The 17,508-nt window shown below is 34.4% G+C and carries 14 protein-coding genes; 8 read left to right on the top strand and 6 right to left on the bottom strand.

Going from position 1 to position 17,508, the window contains the following annotated elements; genetic code table 11:
- Positions 1 to 13: 13 nt before the first annotated feature.
- The 3 genes from AC3B6Y_RS00275 to AC3B6Y_RS00265 form a co-directional block, all read right to left on the bottom strand.
- Positions 14 to 2,632: a WxL domain-containing protein gene (locus tag AC3B6Y_RS00275; protein WP_489791114.1), complete on the bottom strand. Its 2,619-nt coding sequence runs from the start codon at positions 2,630 to 2,632 to the stop codon at positions 14 to 16.
- Between the two features lie 493 nt (positions 2,633 to 3,125).
- On the bottom strand, positions 3,126 to 4,238 hold the full coding sequence (locus AC3B6Y_RS00270) for an acyltransferase family protein (protein ID WP_489791113.1): 1,113 nt from the start codon (positions 4,236 to 4,238) through the stop codon (positions 3,126 to 3,128).
- Positions 4,239 to 4,337: 99 nt separating this feature from the next.
- On the bottom strand, positions 4,338 to 5,090 hold the full coding sequence (locus AC3B6Y_RS00265) for an SDR family oxidoreductase (protein ID WP_489758009.1): 753 nt from the start codon (positions 5,088 to 5,090) through the stop codon (positions 4,338 to 4,340).
- Positions 5,091 to 5,311: 221 nt separating this feature from the next.
- Here AC3B6Y_RS00265 and AC3B6Y_RS00260 point away from each other — a divergent pair, with 221 nt between their 5' ends.
- Both AC3B6Y_RS00260 and AC3B6Y_RS00255 read left to right on the top strand, forming a co-directional pair.
- Positions 5,312 to 6,493 carry an MFS transporter gene (locus AC3B6Y_RS00260; RefSeq protein WP_489775360.1) on the top strand — a complete coding sequence of 394 codons (1,182 nt, stop codon included), beginning with the start codon at positions 5,312 to 5,314 and terminating at the stop codon, positions 6,491 to 6,493.
- A 140-nt stretch (positions 6,494 to 6,633) separates the two neighbouring features.
- Positions 6,634 to 6,975: a cyclophilin-like fold protein gene (locus AC3B6Y_RS00255; RefSeq protein ID WP_489791112.1), complete on the top strand. Its 342-nt coding sequence runs from the start codon at positions 6,634 to 6,636 to the stop codon at positions 6,973 to 6,975.
- Positions 6,976 to 6,994: 19 nt separating this feature from the next.
- Here the strand turns inward: AC3B6Y_RS00255 and AC3B6Y_RS00250 are convergent, their stop codons facing one another.
- Complete coding sequence (locus AC3B6Y_RS00250; protein ID WP_489791111.1) at positions 6,995 to 7,879, bottom strand: LysR family transcriptional regulator; 885 nt, start codon at positions 7,877 to 7,879, stop codon at positions 6,995 to 6,997.
- Between the two features lie 819 nt (positions 7,880 to 8,698).
- Here AC3B6Y_RS00250 and AC3B6Y_RS00245 point away from each other — a divergent pair.
- The 4 genes from AC3B6Y_RS00245 (at position 8,699) to AC3B6Y_RS00230 (ending at position 13,157) form a co-directional block, all read left to right on the top strand.
- Complete coding sequence (locus AC3B6Y_RS00245) at positions 8,699 to 9,385, top strand: response regulator transcription factor (RefSeq protein WP_489758013.1); 687 nt, start codon at positions 8,699 to 8,701, stop codon at positions 9,383 to 9,385.
- A complete protein-coding gene (locus AC3B6Y_RS00240; RefSeq protein ID WP_489791110.1) occupies positions 9,378 to 10,379 on the top strand; it encodes a sensor histidine kinase in 1,002 nt (333 codons plus the stop codon). Before AC3B6Y_RS00245 ends, AC3B6Y_RS00240 begins: the two co-directional genes overlap by 8 nt.
- 82 nt (positions 10,380 to 10,461) lie before the next feature.
- Positions 10,462 to 11,220 (top strand): ABC transporter ATP-binding protein, encoded by a 759-nt coding sequence (locus tag AC3B6Y_RS00235; RefSeq protein WP_489791109.1) that lies wholly within the window; start codon positions 10,462 to 10,464, stop codon positions 11,218 to 11,220.
- Complete coding sequence (locus tag AC3B6Y_RS00230) at positions 11,217 to 13,157, top strand: FtsX-like permease family protein (protein ID WP_489791108.1); 1,941 nt, start codon at positions 11,217 to 11,219, stop codon at positions 13,155 to 13,157. The genes AC3B6Y_RS00235 and AC3B6Y_RS00230 overlap by 4 nt, the downstream gene beginning before the upstream one ends.
- Positions 13,158 to 13,169: 12 nt before the next feature.
- On the opposite strand, the gene AC3B6Y_RS00225 is transcribed toward AC3B6Y_RS00230, so the two are convergent.
- Together AC3B6Y_RS00225 and rpiB are read right to left on the bottom strand one after the other, a co-directional pair.
- The gene (locus AC3B6Y_RS00225; RefSeq protein ID WP_489791107.1) at positions 13,170 to 14,189 is read right to left on the bottom strand and encodes a LacI family DNA-binding transcriptional regulator; all 1,020 of its coding nucleotides are present in this window, start codon (positions 14,187 to 14,189) and stop codon (positions 13,170 to 13,172) included.
- A 73-nt stretch (positions 14,190 to 14,262) separates the two neighbouring features.
- Positions 14,263 to 14,760, bottom strand: coding sequence for a ribose 5-phosphate isomerase B (gene rpiB / locus AC3B6Y_RS00220; RefSeq protein ID WP_489790369.1), 498 nt, complete (start codon positions 14,758 to 14,760; stop codon positions 14,263 to 14,265).
- 318 nt (positions 14,761 to 15,078) lie between these two features.
- Between rpiB and AC3B6Y_RS00215 the strand changes: the two genes are divergently transcribed.
- Together AC3B6Y_RS00215 and AC3B6Y_RS00210 are read left to right on the top strand one after the other, a co-directional pair.
- Positions 15,079 to 16,014, top strand: coding sequence for a sugar phosphate isomerase/epimerase family protein (locus tag AC3B6Y_RS00215; protein WP_489790370.1), 936 nt, complete (start codon positions 15,079 to 15,081; stop codon positions 16,012 to 16,014).
- Between the two features lie 17 nt (positions 16,015 to 16,031).
- Positions 16,032 to 17,435, top strand: a complete 1,404-nt coding sequence (locus AC3B6Y_RS00210) for a PTS transporter subunit EIIC (RefSeq protein ID WP_489758020.1) — start codon at positions 16,032 to 16,034, stop codon at positions 17,433 to 17,435.
- Positions 17,436 to 17,508 lie beyond the last annotated feature (73 nt).

Genomic DNA, 17,508 nt, shown 5'->3' with positions numbered 1-17,508 from the left:
CAATTCAAAAACTTTATGGAGCATTTTTAATAGAATAGGTTAATGTGGCACTATAAGTACCAGCGGTAATGTCGTTATTGAGATTCTTAGGTGGTACTGTCAATTTAATTTGTGAATGACCATTAATATCATTATAGTAACGAGTATTAATTCCATTTAAAATGGCAGTTCCTGAATTATAAAGTGACACCTCAGCATTATCTGGATTAACAGTGATTGATTGTGGATTGTTGCGTTCTTGAAAACACAATTGGGCTTGTTGTAAAACAATTGTGTTATTATTTTTAAATGATGATAACTTAACTGTAACTTCATAAGGAATGGCAGAATAATTAAGAATTGGTTGACTGCCTCGTTGGTCATCAATCTGTAACTCATTATCTACATCAGTAGAATTATTATTGGTTAAAGTCTTAGTATTTTGATATCCAATAACATTATTATTGTCACCAAAATCAATCTTTGGCAGATTAGTTAAACTTAGAAATTTTAGTTGTTTGGTTAACCCCATCTCGATTCTAGGAATAGTATCGGTAATCTTCAGAGGATCAGAAAGAACATAGCGCTGGCCATTAATGGTTTTTGGTGGACTGGTTTGAAGACAACTGTCACCGCCAGTTACTGTGGGCGTTAGTCCTTTGAAAGCTGCGGTATCAATGTCAATTCCTGCTTGTACTGTAGAGTTCAGCTGCAACCAACCACTACCGTAGCTTTCGTTTCCGCAAGAATTAATCTTTGTTAAAATTGGTTCATATGTGCCATCTTGTTTACGATAAAAAAATGAAACCGTTTGGTGTGGAATAATTTTTTCAGTAGCTTCCTTTAAGCCGTTATGATTAGCATCATCCCAGATCTGATAAATATAATAACTGTTACTTTTGTTAATTAAACTCGAAATTTTCTTAGAACTAGTTGCGGATACGTTATTAGCGTTATCAATCGCAACCACGTGTAAATATTGATGAGAAAAACGATTAATATTATTAATGGAAGCTTTAGATGTTGGATCAGATACACCGATGAAATTGGTGTTATTAGAGCTATCGATATTACCTTGAGTATCCTTATTTGGATTAATAGTCGTATTAGCATTGTTATCAATTTGATAAATATAACCCTTAATGTCACTTTTAATAGGTTGTTTGATACATTGTGAATTAGTACTGTTACTACCACGTTTAGCTTGGACCCGGTAATAGTAATTGGTAGCATTATCTGTACTTTTGCAGTTAGCCGTTACTTTATCGCTAACTGTGGGTGCGATATTATCAATTATTGGTGCATCTGGAGCGGCAGTGTCTTTGACGGTTCGATCTTCGCCATGCGTGGTGGTGTTTAATGTGCTAGTATAATACATCATATTAGCTAGAATCATAGCTTCTTCAACGGAACATGCTCCGGTTGTGTGGCCAGTTTGGGTCATTGCATAATTGTTTTTAGTAATTAAATACCAGTTATCATCACCGATAGCACCGTTAGGATTGGACGTGCGGTTACCATTACTATCTAAATAGTGAACAGAAGTAGCAGGCTGGGCATTACTTCCTAAAAAGTGGAACGAATTTTGTCCTGGATCCATTGCAAAATCCATCCATCTTTGTGCACCACCATTATAAAGATAGAATTGCCCTCCGGTATGAGAAGGTTGAATTGTAAATTTGTTAGTACTGTTATACTGCAACAGTTTATTAGGATAAGAAGTTAGAGACCCTGTTCGCATATCTGACATTAATTCGACCGTTTTTGAGCCAATGCGATCGTCATTTGCTCCTGCATCATAGCTCATTGGCATAATTTTTAGTCCTAATTTATCAGCGAAGCTATTATAATGGGATAGGTTACCAGTTAAAGTATCATGACCAAAAATCAATGAACGACCTGTATTTCCAAAAGCACTAGTAGCATTAGCACTAGCGACACTTAAATCGACATTTTTACCGCCATCCGCTGAACCAAAGAATAAGCCGTCATAGTTATATTGATCGTTAGCATCTTTAAATAAATAATGATTGGGATTGGCATTAAAATCTGTTTCTGCTACTGGTGTAACAGCAATTAGACCATTTGAAACCGTTGCAGTTTGTCTGTTTGGAATAATGTTCATCCAATCTTTTAAATGATTACCATCAGTTGGGTAAACATTGAGAATTTTAATTTTTTTACCATAGTTAGTACCAACTGGCTCCCAATTCACAAAAGAATTACTCGGATCATCAGTAGTTCGTGTGACTTGATAACCACCACTATAGCCACCATTAGTTGCATTAGACATATCTTTCCAATTCAAAGAAACATATGGATTGTTATTTGAGTCAAAACCGCCACTAGTATTTAATGTAAAGTCAAGGTTAGAATTAGCACTAGCGACTTCGGTACCAGCAATTGGATTGGCACCACGTAATAAGTCAGATTTATTAGACCAATTAGAAATAGTAAGCGCTTTTTTTGAACGGAATTTTAAAAAATCTTTTGGCTTGGTTAGAAATCCTTGAGAAGGAGTAGGAATTACTGGAGATAAAAAGCTTGAAATACTATCATCTGCTTGACTAGAATTAATTGTCTCCAAACCACTTAATACTGATAAAGTAATTATCAAAAGTAAATTCAAAAATATTTTTCGGCGATGTCTCATTGTACAACCTCATAAATTAATTAATATTCTATCAGTTAAAAAAACGCTAGCACACAATTGGACTAATTGTTCGATAAGTTAATTACTACAATTATTAGTATAAGCTTATTTTTAGCTTTGTAAATATGACTGCTAAACATTGAATATTGATTTTTTAGCTTACTAAAGTAGTATATATTTCTCAATGAACTATCTAGAAATTAAGTCATGCTGAGGTCAGACTTTTGGTTTTGTCATATCAAACAAGTATATTAATCAATTATTATCTAATGGTATGGTGATTAGTTACGCAATTTAGAAAATTACTTAGTACGGGGACAATTATGGACATAAATTAAGTCATAATTTATTTCAATTCAATCAACTAGTAGTATGACGATTCGAAACTCAATTAATAATATTCAGCGCCAAGTACTACAAGTAAGTTTATTCTGCAATTTGTGTGAAGATTTTATTGAATTAAATAATTTTTACTAACTAGTGCAATATAATATTAAATTTTGACCTTATAGAAAAAGCAAATAGTTTTTGTTTTGTGCCACAGCAAGTGCAAAAGGATTGCTGACAAGAATGATAAGCACCAAGTTAATAGATAAATAATCATAATGGCTAGTGCTAGATTAATGTGATAACGTAGCCACGAACCAAATAAATGCCAAATAATTTGCAACCAAACAACATTTGCTAGGTAAGCGCGGTAAGCGTACTGTGCTAAAAAGTGGATTACAGGTAAAACTTTGGCTTGGTGTCGGAGATTATGAAGCGCCAAAGTGGCAATGAGGCTGATGATAACAATACAATAGAGAGTCATTGATAGTTTATAATATGGCGCATTGTTTAAAACTATTGGATAGCCATAACTTAATAATTCTCGATTAGTCCAGCTCCAAATGAGAAGAAACAGTAGCACTAATAAGGGCCATGATCTATGTAAAAATTTAGCAAGCTGTTTTTGCCAATTCCAAGTTAAGACGCCCAACACTGCATAGATAAAAAAACTTAAGCAAAGGCGATCTAATAAGTACCAATCATGTTGGTGTGAGCCATTAAAAACAGTTAGCTGATAAAAAACTAGCCAGCTACCATACAATAAACTGCTAATAACTAATACCCAAAGTGAGCGCTGCTTATTTTGGTGAGTAAATTTTTGTAACCACCAAAAGACGGGCATTAAAATGATAAATTGCAGCATCATTGTGTTGTACCATAAATGCGGTGCGGCATTGCCATTGATCATTTGCCACAAAACAGTTGCGAAATTATGATATTTTTCAACCTGCTGTTCATTGGGAAATAATACTAGATAAATCATAGTCCAACAAATACTGGGGATGAATAATGCACGCCATTGTTGTTTTAAATACGTCGGATATTGGTGCCCAATTTGAGACGGTGTATTTTTGACGGTTGAAAAAATAATACCAAAAATAAATGCTGGAGCAGTAAATTTAATTAAATCGTAGGTGATACCAATGCCAACTTGTTGCGGTTTGGTACAGTAAGTTTGTAAAACTTGTGCCAAAATTGACTGTAACATGACTGCTGTACAGGCAAAAGTCTTCAGATAGTCACCCATATCAGTATCGGTGGAAGTGGTTTGAGTCATCATTATTCCTTCTATATTTAAATTGTTAAATTAAAACAACAAAAAACCCTATAATACAATTATTATAGAGTTTTTTCTTTAGGAAGTAATAGTCTTTAATTAAACACTTTGCTTAGTTGGACGAATTAGCATTTCATTAATGGTAACGTGTTCGGGTTGGTCAATCACATATTTAACCGCTTGAGCAATATCTTGGGGACTTAGGGATAAACCATCGCTGGCAGCAGAATTAAATGTGGGGGTTAGACTAGCTTTGATTTGCTCATTACCTACGGTATTGATTAATTCTGTGGACACTGCTCCTGGAGAAATGATCGTCGAACGAATTCCGTTAGCGTATTCTTCTTGGCGTAAGCCTTCCATAATGGCACGCACAGCATATTTAGTACTATTGTAAACTGCCGATCCGGGATAAATCACGTGTCCAGCCACAGAATCGGTACTAATTATTAAGCCGGAGTGTTGTTGTTTCATAATTGGTAAAACGCTACCAATTCCGTTTAAAACACCCATAATATTGGTATTGATCATCTTTTGCCAGGTAGCAAATTCTTGATCAGCTAGATAACCTTGGGGCATAATGCCTGCGTTATTATATAAAACATCAATGTGACCAAATTTTTCCAAGGTTAAATCAATAGTGGCTTGAACTTGTTGTTGATGAGTGACATCAGTTACTTGATAATAAGCCTCACTTGGGGCATCTAAATTCTGAATCAACTCTTTTAATCTTTGTTCACGCCGGGCCCCTAAGACTAATTTGGCGCCACTAGCAGCTAATAGTTGAGCGGTAGCGGCTCCAATACCTGAAGAGGCACCAAGAATAATAACAACCTTATCTTTGACAGTCATGTCTGCTCTCCTTTAAAAATTAATAGTATTAGTTCATTGTAACGACGGCGATCAAAAATAACCAATAGTTATTTTAAATAGTTTAGTATCAGCTCGAGTTATACATATTAATTTTGCAATTATAACGCAATTAGATAGTTGGTTATCCATTATTGGCATTAGACAGGTGACCAGCAGCATTTTAAAATTGATGGTGATTTTAAACGCTGAGGAGAAAAACTATGCCACTTAGTCAAAAACAAAAAAATATTTTAATTTGGGTATTAGCATTAGGTACGTTTAGTATTACTAACACAGAAATGGGGATTATGGGCATTTTACCCAATATTGCTCACCAGTATCATGTGAGCATTGCATCTGCGGGCCAATTAGTAAGTTTATTTGCTTTAATTATTGCGCTCAGTGGGCCGTTTTTACCAGCGCTGCTAGGGCGGTTTAATAAAAAAAGAGTGATGTTATTAGCTATTAGCCTGTTTGTGATCAGCTGCTTTGCGTCAGCATTTATTACGAACTTTACCTGGTTATTAATTGTCCGCGTTTTACCAGCTTTTTTACATCCGGTATTCGTGTCATATGCCATGTCAACTGCTACGGTCATTGCCAGTGATCAACAGCAGGCTTCACAATATGTAGCAAAAGTTTTCATGGGCGTCTCTGCGGGCATGGTGTTAGGTGTGCCACTAGCCAATTTATTAGCGAGTTATGGATCGTTTCGGTTAGTGATGTTAACTTTTGGCTTAATTAATTTGCTCATTTTATGTGCTAGTGCTTTTTACTTAGTGCCAGTTGCTATGCCACAAAAACTTAATTTTAAACAACAAATGTTGACTTTAGTTAAATTACCAACTTTGGTTAGTTTAGTAATTATCATTTTTCTCAATGGTGGTGTTTTTGGTTTTTATAGTTATTTATCAGATTTTTTAAGTCAAGCTAGTTCTTTAAGCAGTTGGTTAATTAGTGTATTGTTACTAATCTATGGTTTAACTAATGTTTTGGGTAATGAAATTGCTGGTAAATTATTGGCGGTGAAGCCACGACAGGTGTTAGTAGGCTTGCCAATATTAATGTTAGTGCCGTATTTGTTGCTGTATTTTTATCATCAAAATATCAGTGTCATTATCATTTTGATTATTTTGCTGGGGACATTGGCAGGAATGGAAGCTAATTTGAATCAGTATATTATGAATACTGCCTTGCAACAAACGCCTGATTTGGCCAATGGCTTGTTTATTACAGGCGCTAATCTGGGCACGACGTTAGGTTCAGCTATTTGTGGTCAGATCATTGTGGCTAAAGGAGTGTCAGGGTCCTTGTTAGGGACTGAGTTATTTTTATTAGGAGGAATTTTGATTATTGTTTTACAACAGTTTAATATTCATAGACGTTCAACTATGAATAAGTAAGGAGTTTTTCTAATGAAACAAAATAGAAGCGGCTGGGGCATGATAGTTATCAGCTTTTTAATCATTATTTTATTGAGCTATTTAGCATCGTTACAATCAATTCAAGCTAGTGACAAAACACTAATCAAATAATTATCAAAATGCATCATCACAAATATCGCGCATACTTAAATCAGAGTGCTGCTGCCAAAAGCTTACAAAAGCGACTGCCATTAAAGCTGCGGTTTCGTGATTTTAACCAAGCAGAAAAAATTTCCGACTTGAAACAACCATTGTCTATTAAACAAATGCCAGTTGGAGCCAATCCTAAAGTTGGTGATTTAGGTTATTGGTCGCCGCAACCACGTTTAGTTCTGTATTATGGACCTGTTGCGTATTTTCAAGGAATTCGTGTGCTTGGCCATTTTCAAAATTCACAGCGAGCTATTTCGGCTTGGAAACATCAGAGACATGCGTTTACAGTGACGATTACCAAAAATTAGTTTTTAAACTGATAATTGATTAATTATTATGCGCAAGATTTGCTTGCAATTGTTGTAAAAATAGTTTGGCAATGTTCGACATGATTCGATTCTTTTGCCAAATTAAAGTATTGTTTTCAGATAGTTGTGGCTGTAGTCGCCGAAAAACTAAACCACCATGATAATTTTGGACTACATCTTCAAATGCTAAAACTAAATAATGTGGATTATGGGCTAGCAGTGCAGCGTTATACGCTAGATTATAAGTGCCAACAATTTGAATTTGTTCTGCCACATTTTGCCACCAAGTTTGTAAGTGAGAGCTGTGTTGGACTTGTTCGGAGATGATTAATTTTTGGCAAATTAAATCAGCAGGGGTCACGAATGGTTTTTGCGCTAAGGGTGAATTAGCGGCCATGAGAATGCCCCAGTAATTTTTTTCAGGTAGTTGTAAGGTTTGATAATTATGAAAATTATATTCACCCATAATGACGCCAAAGTCTAGATTACCGGTTGCTAATTGTTTTTCTACTTCCATTGCATCACCACTGTGGAGGTGAATTTTGACGGCTGGATATTTATCCATAATCTGTCCGATCACTTGCATGACTTGACGCATTCCCAAACTTTCGCCACACCCAATGTCTAATTCACCACTGATGAGTAAGTGATTAGCTTGCAAAGTTGACGTAGTTTTATCGACTAAAGCGATGATTTGTTGAGCATGCTCTCTGAGATAGTAACCATCGTTAGTTAATTTAATGTTGTGGGAACTGCGATCAAATAATTGCACGCCCAATTCTTTTTCCAATTCACTAATTTGGCGAGATAAAGCAGGCTGTGAAATATGTAAATACTTGGCCGCTCGAGAAATATTTTGTTCTTGAGCAACTGCCAAGAAATAACGTAGGCTATGAACTTCCATAATTACTCCTTAGGATGATATTTTGTCAATCTGGAATTAATACTAGCACAATTATGATGAATTAGACTTCTTTAAATTATTACTGTGAGTAATACTCGGTACTTAGTGACGATATTTTGTAAATTTATCCACTACGGAAAAAAACTAAAGTTTGATTCGGAAGCTGGTTTTAATTGTGGGGGCTATGCTGGATGAATTTACAGTTTTAAAAAATAAAGTTCAAGTTAATTTTTTAATGTTTAGAAACAGATTATCACAAATTTTTAACGAAAAAACTAATTTTAGTAGATAGTATAAAAGATACTTCTATGATAAAGAGGCAGCTTGGTTAATTTGAATATTAACACAATTATGATATACTATCCTTGTAAGTACGAAAAGTGTCTAACATGGTATAACACAAAAGCCATTCCTATCTCCAGTAGGAATGGCTTTTTTATGTGTAGTTACTTAGCAACTCAGCTATTTTTATGCTTGCTGTGTAACCAATCAACAAGCACTTGTGTTGTTACTCTAACAATAATCGGTGCAACAACAGTTACGAAAAATGTCTGAAACACGGTATCACCCCCTTACGGGGCGAGTTGCCGATTAAAATTATATCATATAAGATCTCATTAGCTTGGTGAAATTTAAAGAAAATCTTACGGAAAAATGACTAGAAATTAAAAATTGTTATGACAGTTTAAATACATTATGAATTTTCGGAAAAATTTCTAAGAAAGATATTTGTTAATTCAGAGTTAATTTTAGTCAATTTATGGTAAATTAAAGCTAATTATCACGTTAATACTTAAGTTTGGGGGAGAGGTAATCCAGATGCAAACAATTATGATGATCGATGATGACAATACTCTATTGCAAACCGTAATAAAAAACTTCGCTAAGTGGTCGTTGAAAGTAGTTGGCGTTTCAGATTTTCAAAAGATTATCGCAGAATTTAAACAATTAAAGCCAGATTTGGTTATTATGGATATTAATTTGCCATATTTTGATGGTTTCTATTGGGCACAACAGTTACGTCAAATTTCGACAGTACCATTGTTATTTTTGTCAGCTATTGATCAAGAAACCAGTATGTTGCGAGCATTAGCTGAAGGTGGAGATGATTATGTTATTAAGCCTTTTACGATTAGCATTTTACTTGCTAAAGTTCAAGCGATGTTACGGCGATTACAGACTTATGATCAACAAGTTCAAAGTGGTCAATTACAGTTTGGACCTTATACTCTTTACACTTTAGGAAATGAAGTAGTTTTTAACCAGCAACGTGTTAATTTGTCACCGACTGAAGGCGATATTTTACAATTATTATTTTTAAATGTTAATCAAGTAATTTCTACGCAACACTTTTTGGAGACTTTTTGGCAGGGAGGTCTGTTTTTGGATGAGCAAGCTTTGCGAGTTAATTTTAGCCGATTGCGCCGCAAACTGAAGCCAATTGACCTGCAACAATATATTGTAACTGAACCTGGTAGTGGCTATCGGTTATGTGCTTATGAATAAAAAGGAAATGTGGCTCTTGATTAAACCGGCATTGCTAAGCTTACTGAGCTATTGTGGCTTGTTAGTTTTACTAAGTATTTTATTTGTTTTGTATCATTTACCAATAATTATTTTGGGTGATTTTATTCGCTTTAGTTTACTATTTGTAGGGGTCTATTGCGGTTTGAAAACTTATTATCAGTGGCGTAAGGGGCAAAAGTTGCAGCAAACAGATTTTTCCCAGCCAACATTGTTTCAAGATTTATCGGCTAGTGATTGGGAAAACTATCTTTTATTGCACAAATTACAAACTTTGCAGCAGCAAGTAAAGTCTGACCAAAAAGTGCAAAAGCAAAAGGCTCAATATCAACAAGATTATTTAATACATTGGGCTCATGAAATCAAAGTTCCAGTTACGGATCTGTTATTAATGAGTGAGAGTATTGAGCAGCTGAATACTATCGCGGTTCGAACGCAAACCAAGTTGATTCAGCAGCAATTAGATTCGATGTTAGATTATGATCGTTTTTTAAATTTAACACATGATTTACGTTTTAATTGGGTCTCCTTGACACAAGTTATAGAAACTGTTTTACAAAAATTTGCGCCGCTGTTTATTCAACGCCAAATTTCTCCACGTATTCAAGTTCCAGCGGTTCAGGTTTTGACAGATACTAAATGGCTGCAAGTAATATTGGAACAAGTAATTTTTAATGCTTGGAAGTATTCGGACGATCGAAGTGAAATTAAATTGGTTTGGGAACACAATTGCTTAAGGGTTATTGATTCGGGTATTGGGATTGTGGCTAGTGACTTGCCACGCGTATTTGAAGCCGGATTTACTGGAGTTAATGGCCGGAATAATCCTAATGCAACAGGAATGGGGTTATATTTGGCCCAACAAATTAGTCAAAAGTTTCACGACCAGTTAACGATATCGTCCAGATATCAGCAAGGAACGACAGTTAGTCTGATTTTCCCAATAGAGCAAATTAAAGAGGTTGCTAAACTGTAACTTAACGGCGGAGATTGTAACTTGTTGTTAAAGTGAAAGCTTTTTAAAATAAACTTATCGAATAACTTAGGGAGGGTAAACGATGAGTTTATTACAATTACAGCATGTGCAAAAGAAGTTTACACAACCGCATCAAGTTGAAGTGCAAGCTTTGAAAGATATTTCTTTGACAGTTGAATCAGGAGAATATGTAGCGATAATGGGTGAGTCTGGATCTGGCAAATCAACACTTTTAAATTTGATTGCTACTTTAGATAAGCCAACTAGTGGTTTAATTCAAATAAATGAGCAAAATTTAGCTCAACTAACAGAAAATCAAGCAGCTTTATATCGTAGACAACATTTAGGTTTTGTTTTTCAAAAGTTTAATCTACTTAATACATTTAATAATCAAGACAATATTTTATTACCGTTGGTACTAGCTAAAACCGAACCTAAAATTCTACAACAGCGCTTACAACCACTGGCTAAGGTTTTACAAATTACTGATTTATTGCAGCGTTATCCTTACGAAATATCTGGTGGGCAGCAACAAAGAGTGGCAGCAGCAAGGGCTTTAATCACGCAACCACAATTAATTTTAGCTGATGAACCTACAGGTGCCTTGGATTCGCATAATTCTGAATTATTGTTGGATTTATTTGAACAAGTTAACGCTAAAGGACAAACTATTTTAATGGTCACGCACAGTGCTTTGGCTGCCAGTCATTCCAAACGCGTTTTATTTATTAAAGACGGTTTGATTTTTCATGAACTTTTTCGCGGTAATCAAACTGCTAGTCAATATTTGCAACAAATCACTGCAAGTGCCACCTTCCTGGTTGGAGGTGAACAGCAATGATTCACTTTAAATTGGCTGGGCATGCATTAACGCACCACCGTGAACAATACGGACCGTTTATCTTGGCTAGTATTACTTTGGTTGCCGTCAATTATATTTTTTGGAATACCTGTTTTAATACTAGTTTGAACAAGTTGGCGTTGGGTCAACAAACCATTTATTTAATGATCTTGGGTACCGTTTTTGTTACTTTATTAACTATTTTTTTAATGATTTATGTTAATCGTTTTTTGATTAAACAACAGGTTCATGAGTTAGCATTGTATAAAATGTTAGGTTTAGCTACTAAAGATTTGAATTTAATTCTAACAATCGAAGTCTTATTTTTATTGATTGTTAGTTTGGTAGGTGGTTTAGTTAGTGGCTTAGTGTTTAATAAATTATTTTTCTTGATTTTATGTAATCTGCTCCAAACCAAAGCAATTGTTGAACAATTTTCGCAAACTGGTTTGTTAGTCGTTATTGTAATTTTTAGTTTGCTATTTTTATGGCTATTACTCAGTGACTTTTGGCAAATTCGTCAATTACAACCGGTAGTTTTATGGCAACAAACTAATCAGGTCGAAGTTAAGCCTAGAAGTAATGGCTTGTTAGGTGGTTTAGGTGTGTTGCTCTTAGCGGTAGGTTACTATCTGGCTGTTAAAACCAAACCTACAGTTGCTTCACTTTCACAGTTTTTAGTGGCAGTAGTATTTGTTGTTTTGGGAACTTACTTGGTCTTTTTAGTTTCCAGCGTCTGGATATTAAAGTTTTTACAGCAACGACCACATTTTTATTACCAGCCGTCACATTTTATTGCTTTATCTGGATTATTATACCGAATGAAACAAAACGCGTTAAGTTTGGCTTCTATCTGTTTATTGTGCAGTGCTATTTTAGTCAGTTTGGTGGGAAGCACGGGCTTATATTTAGGTAAAGAAAAGTTAGTTAACACTTATAATCCCGCCGATTTAATGCTGGTTCAACAGCATCCATTTTCGCATCAACAACAACAAATATTGCACCGGGCAGCTAAGCAAAATCAAATTAATTTACGACAATCAGAGCAAATGCAAATGACTACTCCAATACCGTCCGTGATTCAAGATGGACAACTACGTCCAATGACTGGTGGCATGCATATTATTTATCAAGTCAGTACAATTAGTGTTAGTGATTATAATAGAATTCAAAAAACTTCCTTGCGTTTAAAAAAGCACCAAATTTTAGTGTATTCGGCTGATAATTTAGCTTTAAAGCATTCTTTGAATTTCAATCAGCAAAGTTATCAGGTTAAAGTTATTCCACAATTTAAGTTAGGATTTAGTTATCAGCGTTCAATTTATCGACCAATTTTTATTATTACAGCTAATCAGCAAGTAGCACATCAGATTAATCCTCAACCTTGGTTATATGTTCAGGGACAAAATATTCAAGGGGCACAAAAGCATAAATTAAAATTTGCAAGCCAAATACCATCACTACTAAAATTGGATAGTGATAAATATTCGGCTAAAGTACAAATGGAGCAATATATGAATTCGCTAGTAGGCAGCGTCTTGTTTGTTGGTGGTTTAATTAGTTTAAGTATGATTATTGTCATGGCCCTACTGATTTATTATAAACAATTGTCAGAAGGTTATGCTGATCAAAAACGCTTTCTGATTATGCAAGAAGTAGGACTGAGTAAATTAGAAACTAAAAAAGCTATTCATAGTCAAATTTTATTGTTGTTTATGTTACCGTTGATTGGAGCTATTATTAATTTACTTTTTGCATTGCCGGCAATAAAAAGCGTCTTAGTAATGCTCTTTGTTTATAGCTTTAAATTACTTGCCATTATTTCATTGACGCTGATAGTATTAGTGGCTGCCTATTACGGAATAATCTATGGAATTACGGCGAAAGTTTATACTAATATCGTTAATTGTTCTAATAAGAAAAATGAGACAGATTAATCATCCTACAATTTAAACAGTGCCTCGTTCAATCAACTGAACATCAACAATTTTGGTAATATCGGAATTGTCTAATTTGCCTTGAATTAGTTGTAATAAATAGTTGCTGGCATTTTGAGCAATAGCTGCGGTGTTTTGTTTAATCGTTGTTAATTGCGGGTAACAATAGCGAGCAATCGGAGCATCATCAAACCCAATTACTTTTAAATCTTGTGGGATATTAAGATTTAATTCGTGAGCTGCTAAAATAACTTCGGCAGCAATGGTGTCACTAATTGCAAAAATTCCTAAGGGTAGTTTTTGTTTGGACATCAGATTACGTAAAATACTACGAATTTCAATTCCTCGTTGCTTAATTTTTTGACGTTCAGTTTTGATATCAATAACTATTTGTTGACTGTGATTGAAATTATTTTGTAACATTTCTTCACGATATCCCTGAATACGGTCATTATTAGAAGAAATTTTCTGATTGGATGAAGTGAACATGACGGGAATGGTGCCGGCTTGAATCAAATGCTTTGTAGCAAGATGAGCTCCTTGCTCATTATTAGAACCAACGTAAATGTTTTTGGTGTTTTCGTTACGATCAATATAAACAACAGGTGTAGATATATTCATATGAATATCATTATCTAATTGCTGACCTGAGATCATGACAATTCCATCAACTAATTTTGCTTCTAACATTTGTAAATAGGTATTTTCTCGCTGTATATTTTTATTAGTATCACAAATTACTGTAGCATAATTATTTTGAAATAAAATTTTTTCGATGTTTTCAACTAAATCTGCGAAAAAGGAATTTGAAAGATCTGGTACCAAAATGCCGATTGTATTAGATTTGTTCATGCGTAAAGTTTTAGCAGCAGTATTAGTTTGATAATGATATTGATTAATTACTTTAAGAACTTTTTTTCGGGTTTGTTCTGAAAAACGACCGTTATTGTTAATCACCCGTGATACCGTGGAAACGGAAACACCGCTTAATTTAGCGATGTCTTTAATTGAAACTTTGGTTTGATTTGTCATTTTAGTAACTCCAAAATAAAAGACTTTATGTTAAGCATATTAATCTACTTTAGCATAAAGTTTTTTATTTTGGTTAGTCTTGATATTTTTTAGCAGTTGAATTAACTATTTGTTGAAAAAGTTCATTATTTCTTTGATCTTCGGCACTTAATTCGTCAATTCTTCGTTGATGACGACCACCTTCATACTGTGCTTCTAACCAAGCTTTGACGATCATTTTCGCTAGTTCACTACCAATCACTCTGGCGCCAAAAGCCAAGACGTTACTATTATTATGACGTCGAGATAATTCAGCGGAATATGGTTCACTAACACAAGCAGCACGAATACCAGCCACCTTGTTGGCAGCTAAGGAAATTCCTATACCCGTACCACAGATAACAATTCCTAAATCAGCTTTTCCTTGTGCAACTGCTTCACCGACTTTTTTACCATAAATAGGATAATCAGTTCTTTCTTTTGTATAAGTACCTAAATCAATTGTTTCATAACCTAAAGATTTTACATATTCAATAATAATTGGCTTTAATTCGATGCCAACATGGTCAGAGCCAAAAGCAATTTTAGTCATTAGAGAATCTCCTTGTAGTAAAAATACATTCTTTTTCGAACAAACGTTTTCTCAAATAGAATGATATATCTTTCTATTATTGATTTCAAGTCTGGCTATAAATTAGCTGTTTAAGGCAATTATTGATGATTTGGTTTGATTTTAAAAGAAAAAAAAGTATTATAATTGAGAAAACGTTTTCTCAAAAAAATCCTTCGCTTTGTTTTAAATGGTCAATTTTGTTTCACTGAAAATAAATGATAATTTATGACAAAAAATGATTGATAATGAAAAAATGTGGTGATATACTCGGCTTGAACACAAAAAGGGGGATTTTAAATGAAGTTAGCATCAAGAGTAAATTCTTTTCGACAAAAAGAAAGGTTGAGTTTAAGTGAAACTTTACAAAATTTTTCTCAATTAGGTTTGGAATATGTGGATGTCAATTTTCCAGAACAGGTGCAAGATATTACACCAGAAGTTCTTCATGATTTACTAGTAAAGAATAATTTGAAGCTTAATGGATTAGAGATGAGATTTAACGACAAATTTGTTAATGGCGATTTGGGAAATGCTGATCCGCGATTGTCAGAGGATGCATTGAATCTTTGTTTACAAGCAGCCGACTTTTGTCGAGCAGCTGGTGGGCAAATAGTGACAGTTTGGATGGCACATGATGGCTTTGACTATAGTTTCCAAGTTAATTATTCAGAAATGTTGAATAAAATAGTTACCGCATTTCAAAAAATGTGTGATTACGCTCCAGATTTAAAATTTAGTCTAGAATATAAGCCTTTTCAACCTAGAGCTTATGCCTTTGCTGATAGTTTGGGCATGGATGGAATGTTATTATATGAAATTAATCGCAAGAATTTTGGTGTGACATTGGACTATTGCCACATGTTGATGAAACACGAAAATCCAGCAATGGCGGCTGATATTTTTGCTGGAAGGAAACAATTATTCGGAGTTCATTTAAATGATGGATATGGATTAAATGATGATGGATTAATGATAGCCACATCCAGTCCATTTAAAACGTTAGAATTTATGTTTTATTTAAAAAAGCATAATTACGATGGAGTTATTTATTTTGATACTTTTCCGGTAGTTGAAGATAGTGCAGCAGAGTGTCAACAAAATATTGAAATGATTCATCAATTGGATCAAATGATTACTGAAGTTGGTATTGATAAAATTCAATCAATTATTGAACAAAGTGATCCAATTCAAATCCAAAAACTATTGCTAAGTTTTTTAAACAATCCTAAATAAAAGGGGGAGAATTAACTATGGCAACCGATTTTAAGCAAACTGCGATTGGTATTTTAAAAAATGTCGGTGGTGTTACTAATGTTAGTAACATGTCACATTGTGCCACACGCCTAAGGTTAAATTTGCGAGATCGATCTTTGGCCAAAGATGAACAAATTAAGAACTTGCCCGGAGTGATTGATGTCGTATATCAAGCTGGTCAATATCAAATTTTGATCGGAACCGAGGTTCCCAAATTATATTCAGAATTTGAAAAACAAGTTCAACTTCAATCAGGAAATCAGACTGATAATGTGAATAATGATGTAAAAAAAGAAGCTGGCAATCAAGAAAAAGGCAGTATTATATCACGAATCTTTTCGGCCATTTCAGCCATTTTTGCACCATTATTACCAGCTTTGGCAGGTTCGGGAATTTTGCGTGGTTTATTAATTTTATGTACACAACTTGGTTGGATCAAAGAAAAATCCGGAACTTATGTCATTTTATATGCAGCTTCTATGAGTGTATTTTATTTCTTGCCAATTTTGTTAGCGTTTACTTCAGCTAAACGTTTTGGTGCAAGTCCTTATATCTCAGCTTTAATTGGTGCTTCGTTACTTTATCCAGATTTAATTTCGTTAATGGGAAAAACGGGAAACGGATTCATTACACATTTCTTTGGGATACCAGCAGTTTTAATGAATTATAATTCTACAGTTGTACCAATTATTTTAAGTATATGGGCATATTCTTATTTATATAAATGGTTAGATCAGCACATTACAGAAAATTTGAAGTTAGTCTTATTGCCATTAATTTCTCTGCTTGTAATGGTACCGCTAACAATCATTGTGATTGGACCGATTGGTGTTTACAGTGGCAAATTTATTGCTGCACTGGTTAATTGGTTAATCGGCAAGAGTAGCGCTATTGCAGGATTGGTTGTTGGTGGCGGTTGGAGTGTACTTGTAAGTATGGGGATTCATTGGGCTGTTAATCCGATTATGATTAATAATATAGCTAATTATGGATTTGATTATATTTGTCCATGGACGTTTGCCTGCAATTTTGCAGTCATTGGAACTACTATCGGCGTTTGGTTGAAAGCCAAAGATCCGAAGCTACGTGGTTTTGCATTAACTGGATTTATTACCATTGCTTTATCAGCAATTATTGAGCCAACCTTATTTGGTTTATTAGTAAAAAACAGAAAACTGTGGCTTTCGCAAATCATTGGTGGCATGGTCGGAGGTGCATATCTTGGTTTGACGAAAGTAGTTACGAATGCATTTGTGTTTGGTAGTGTAACAACTTGTCCCGCTTTCATTACGAAGCATGCTGGTAATTTTATTAATGCCATTATTGGATTAGGAATTTCCTTTATTGTTTCTGCTATTTTAGGCTATTTGTTTACCCAGCGTACTGAAAAATTGAGTTAAAACTTCAGCATCAATGTTATCATTAATATGTGGTCAGAATTAAATATTAATGTATAACTAGGTGAAATCATAA

The sequence above is a fragment of the Bombilactobacillus sp. ESL1092 genome (genome assembly GCF_058107465.1).
The sequence above is the reverse complement of the archived record's forward strand: the minus strand, read 5'-3'. Positions and strand labels throughout refer to the sequence as shown.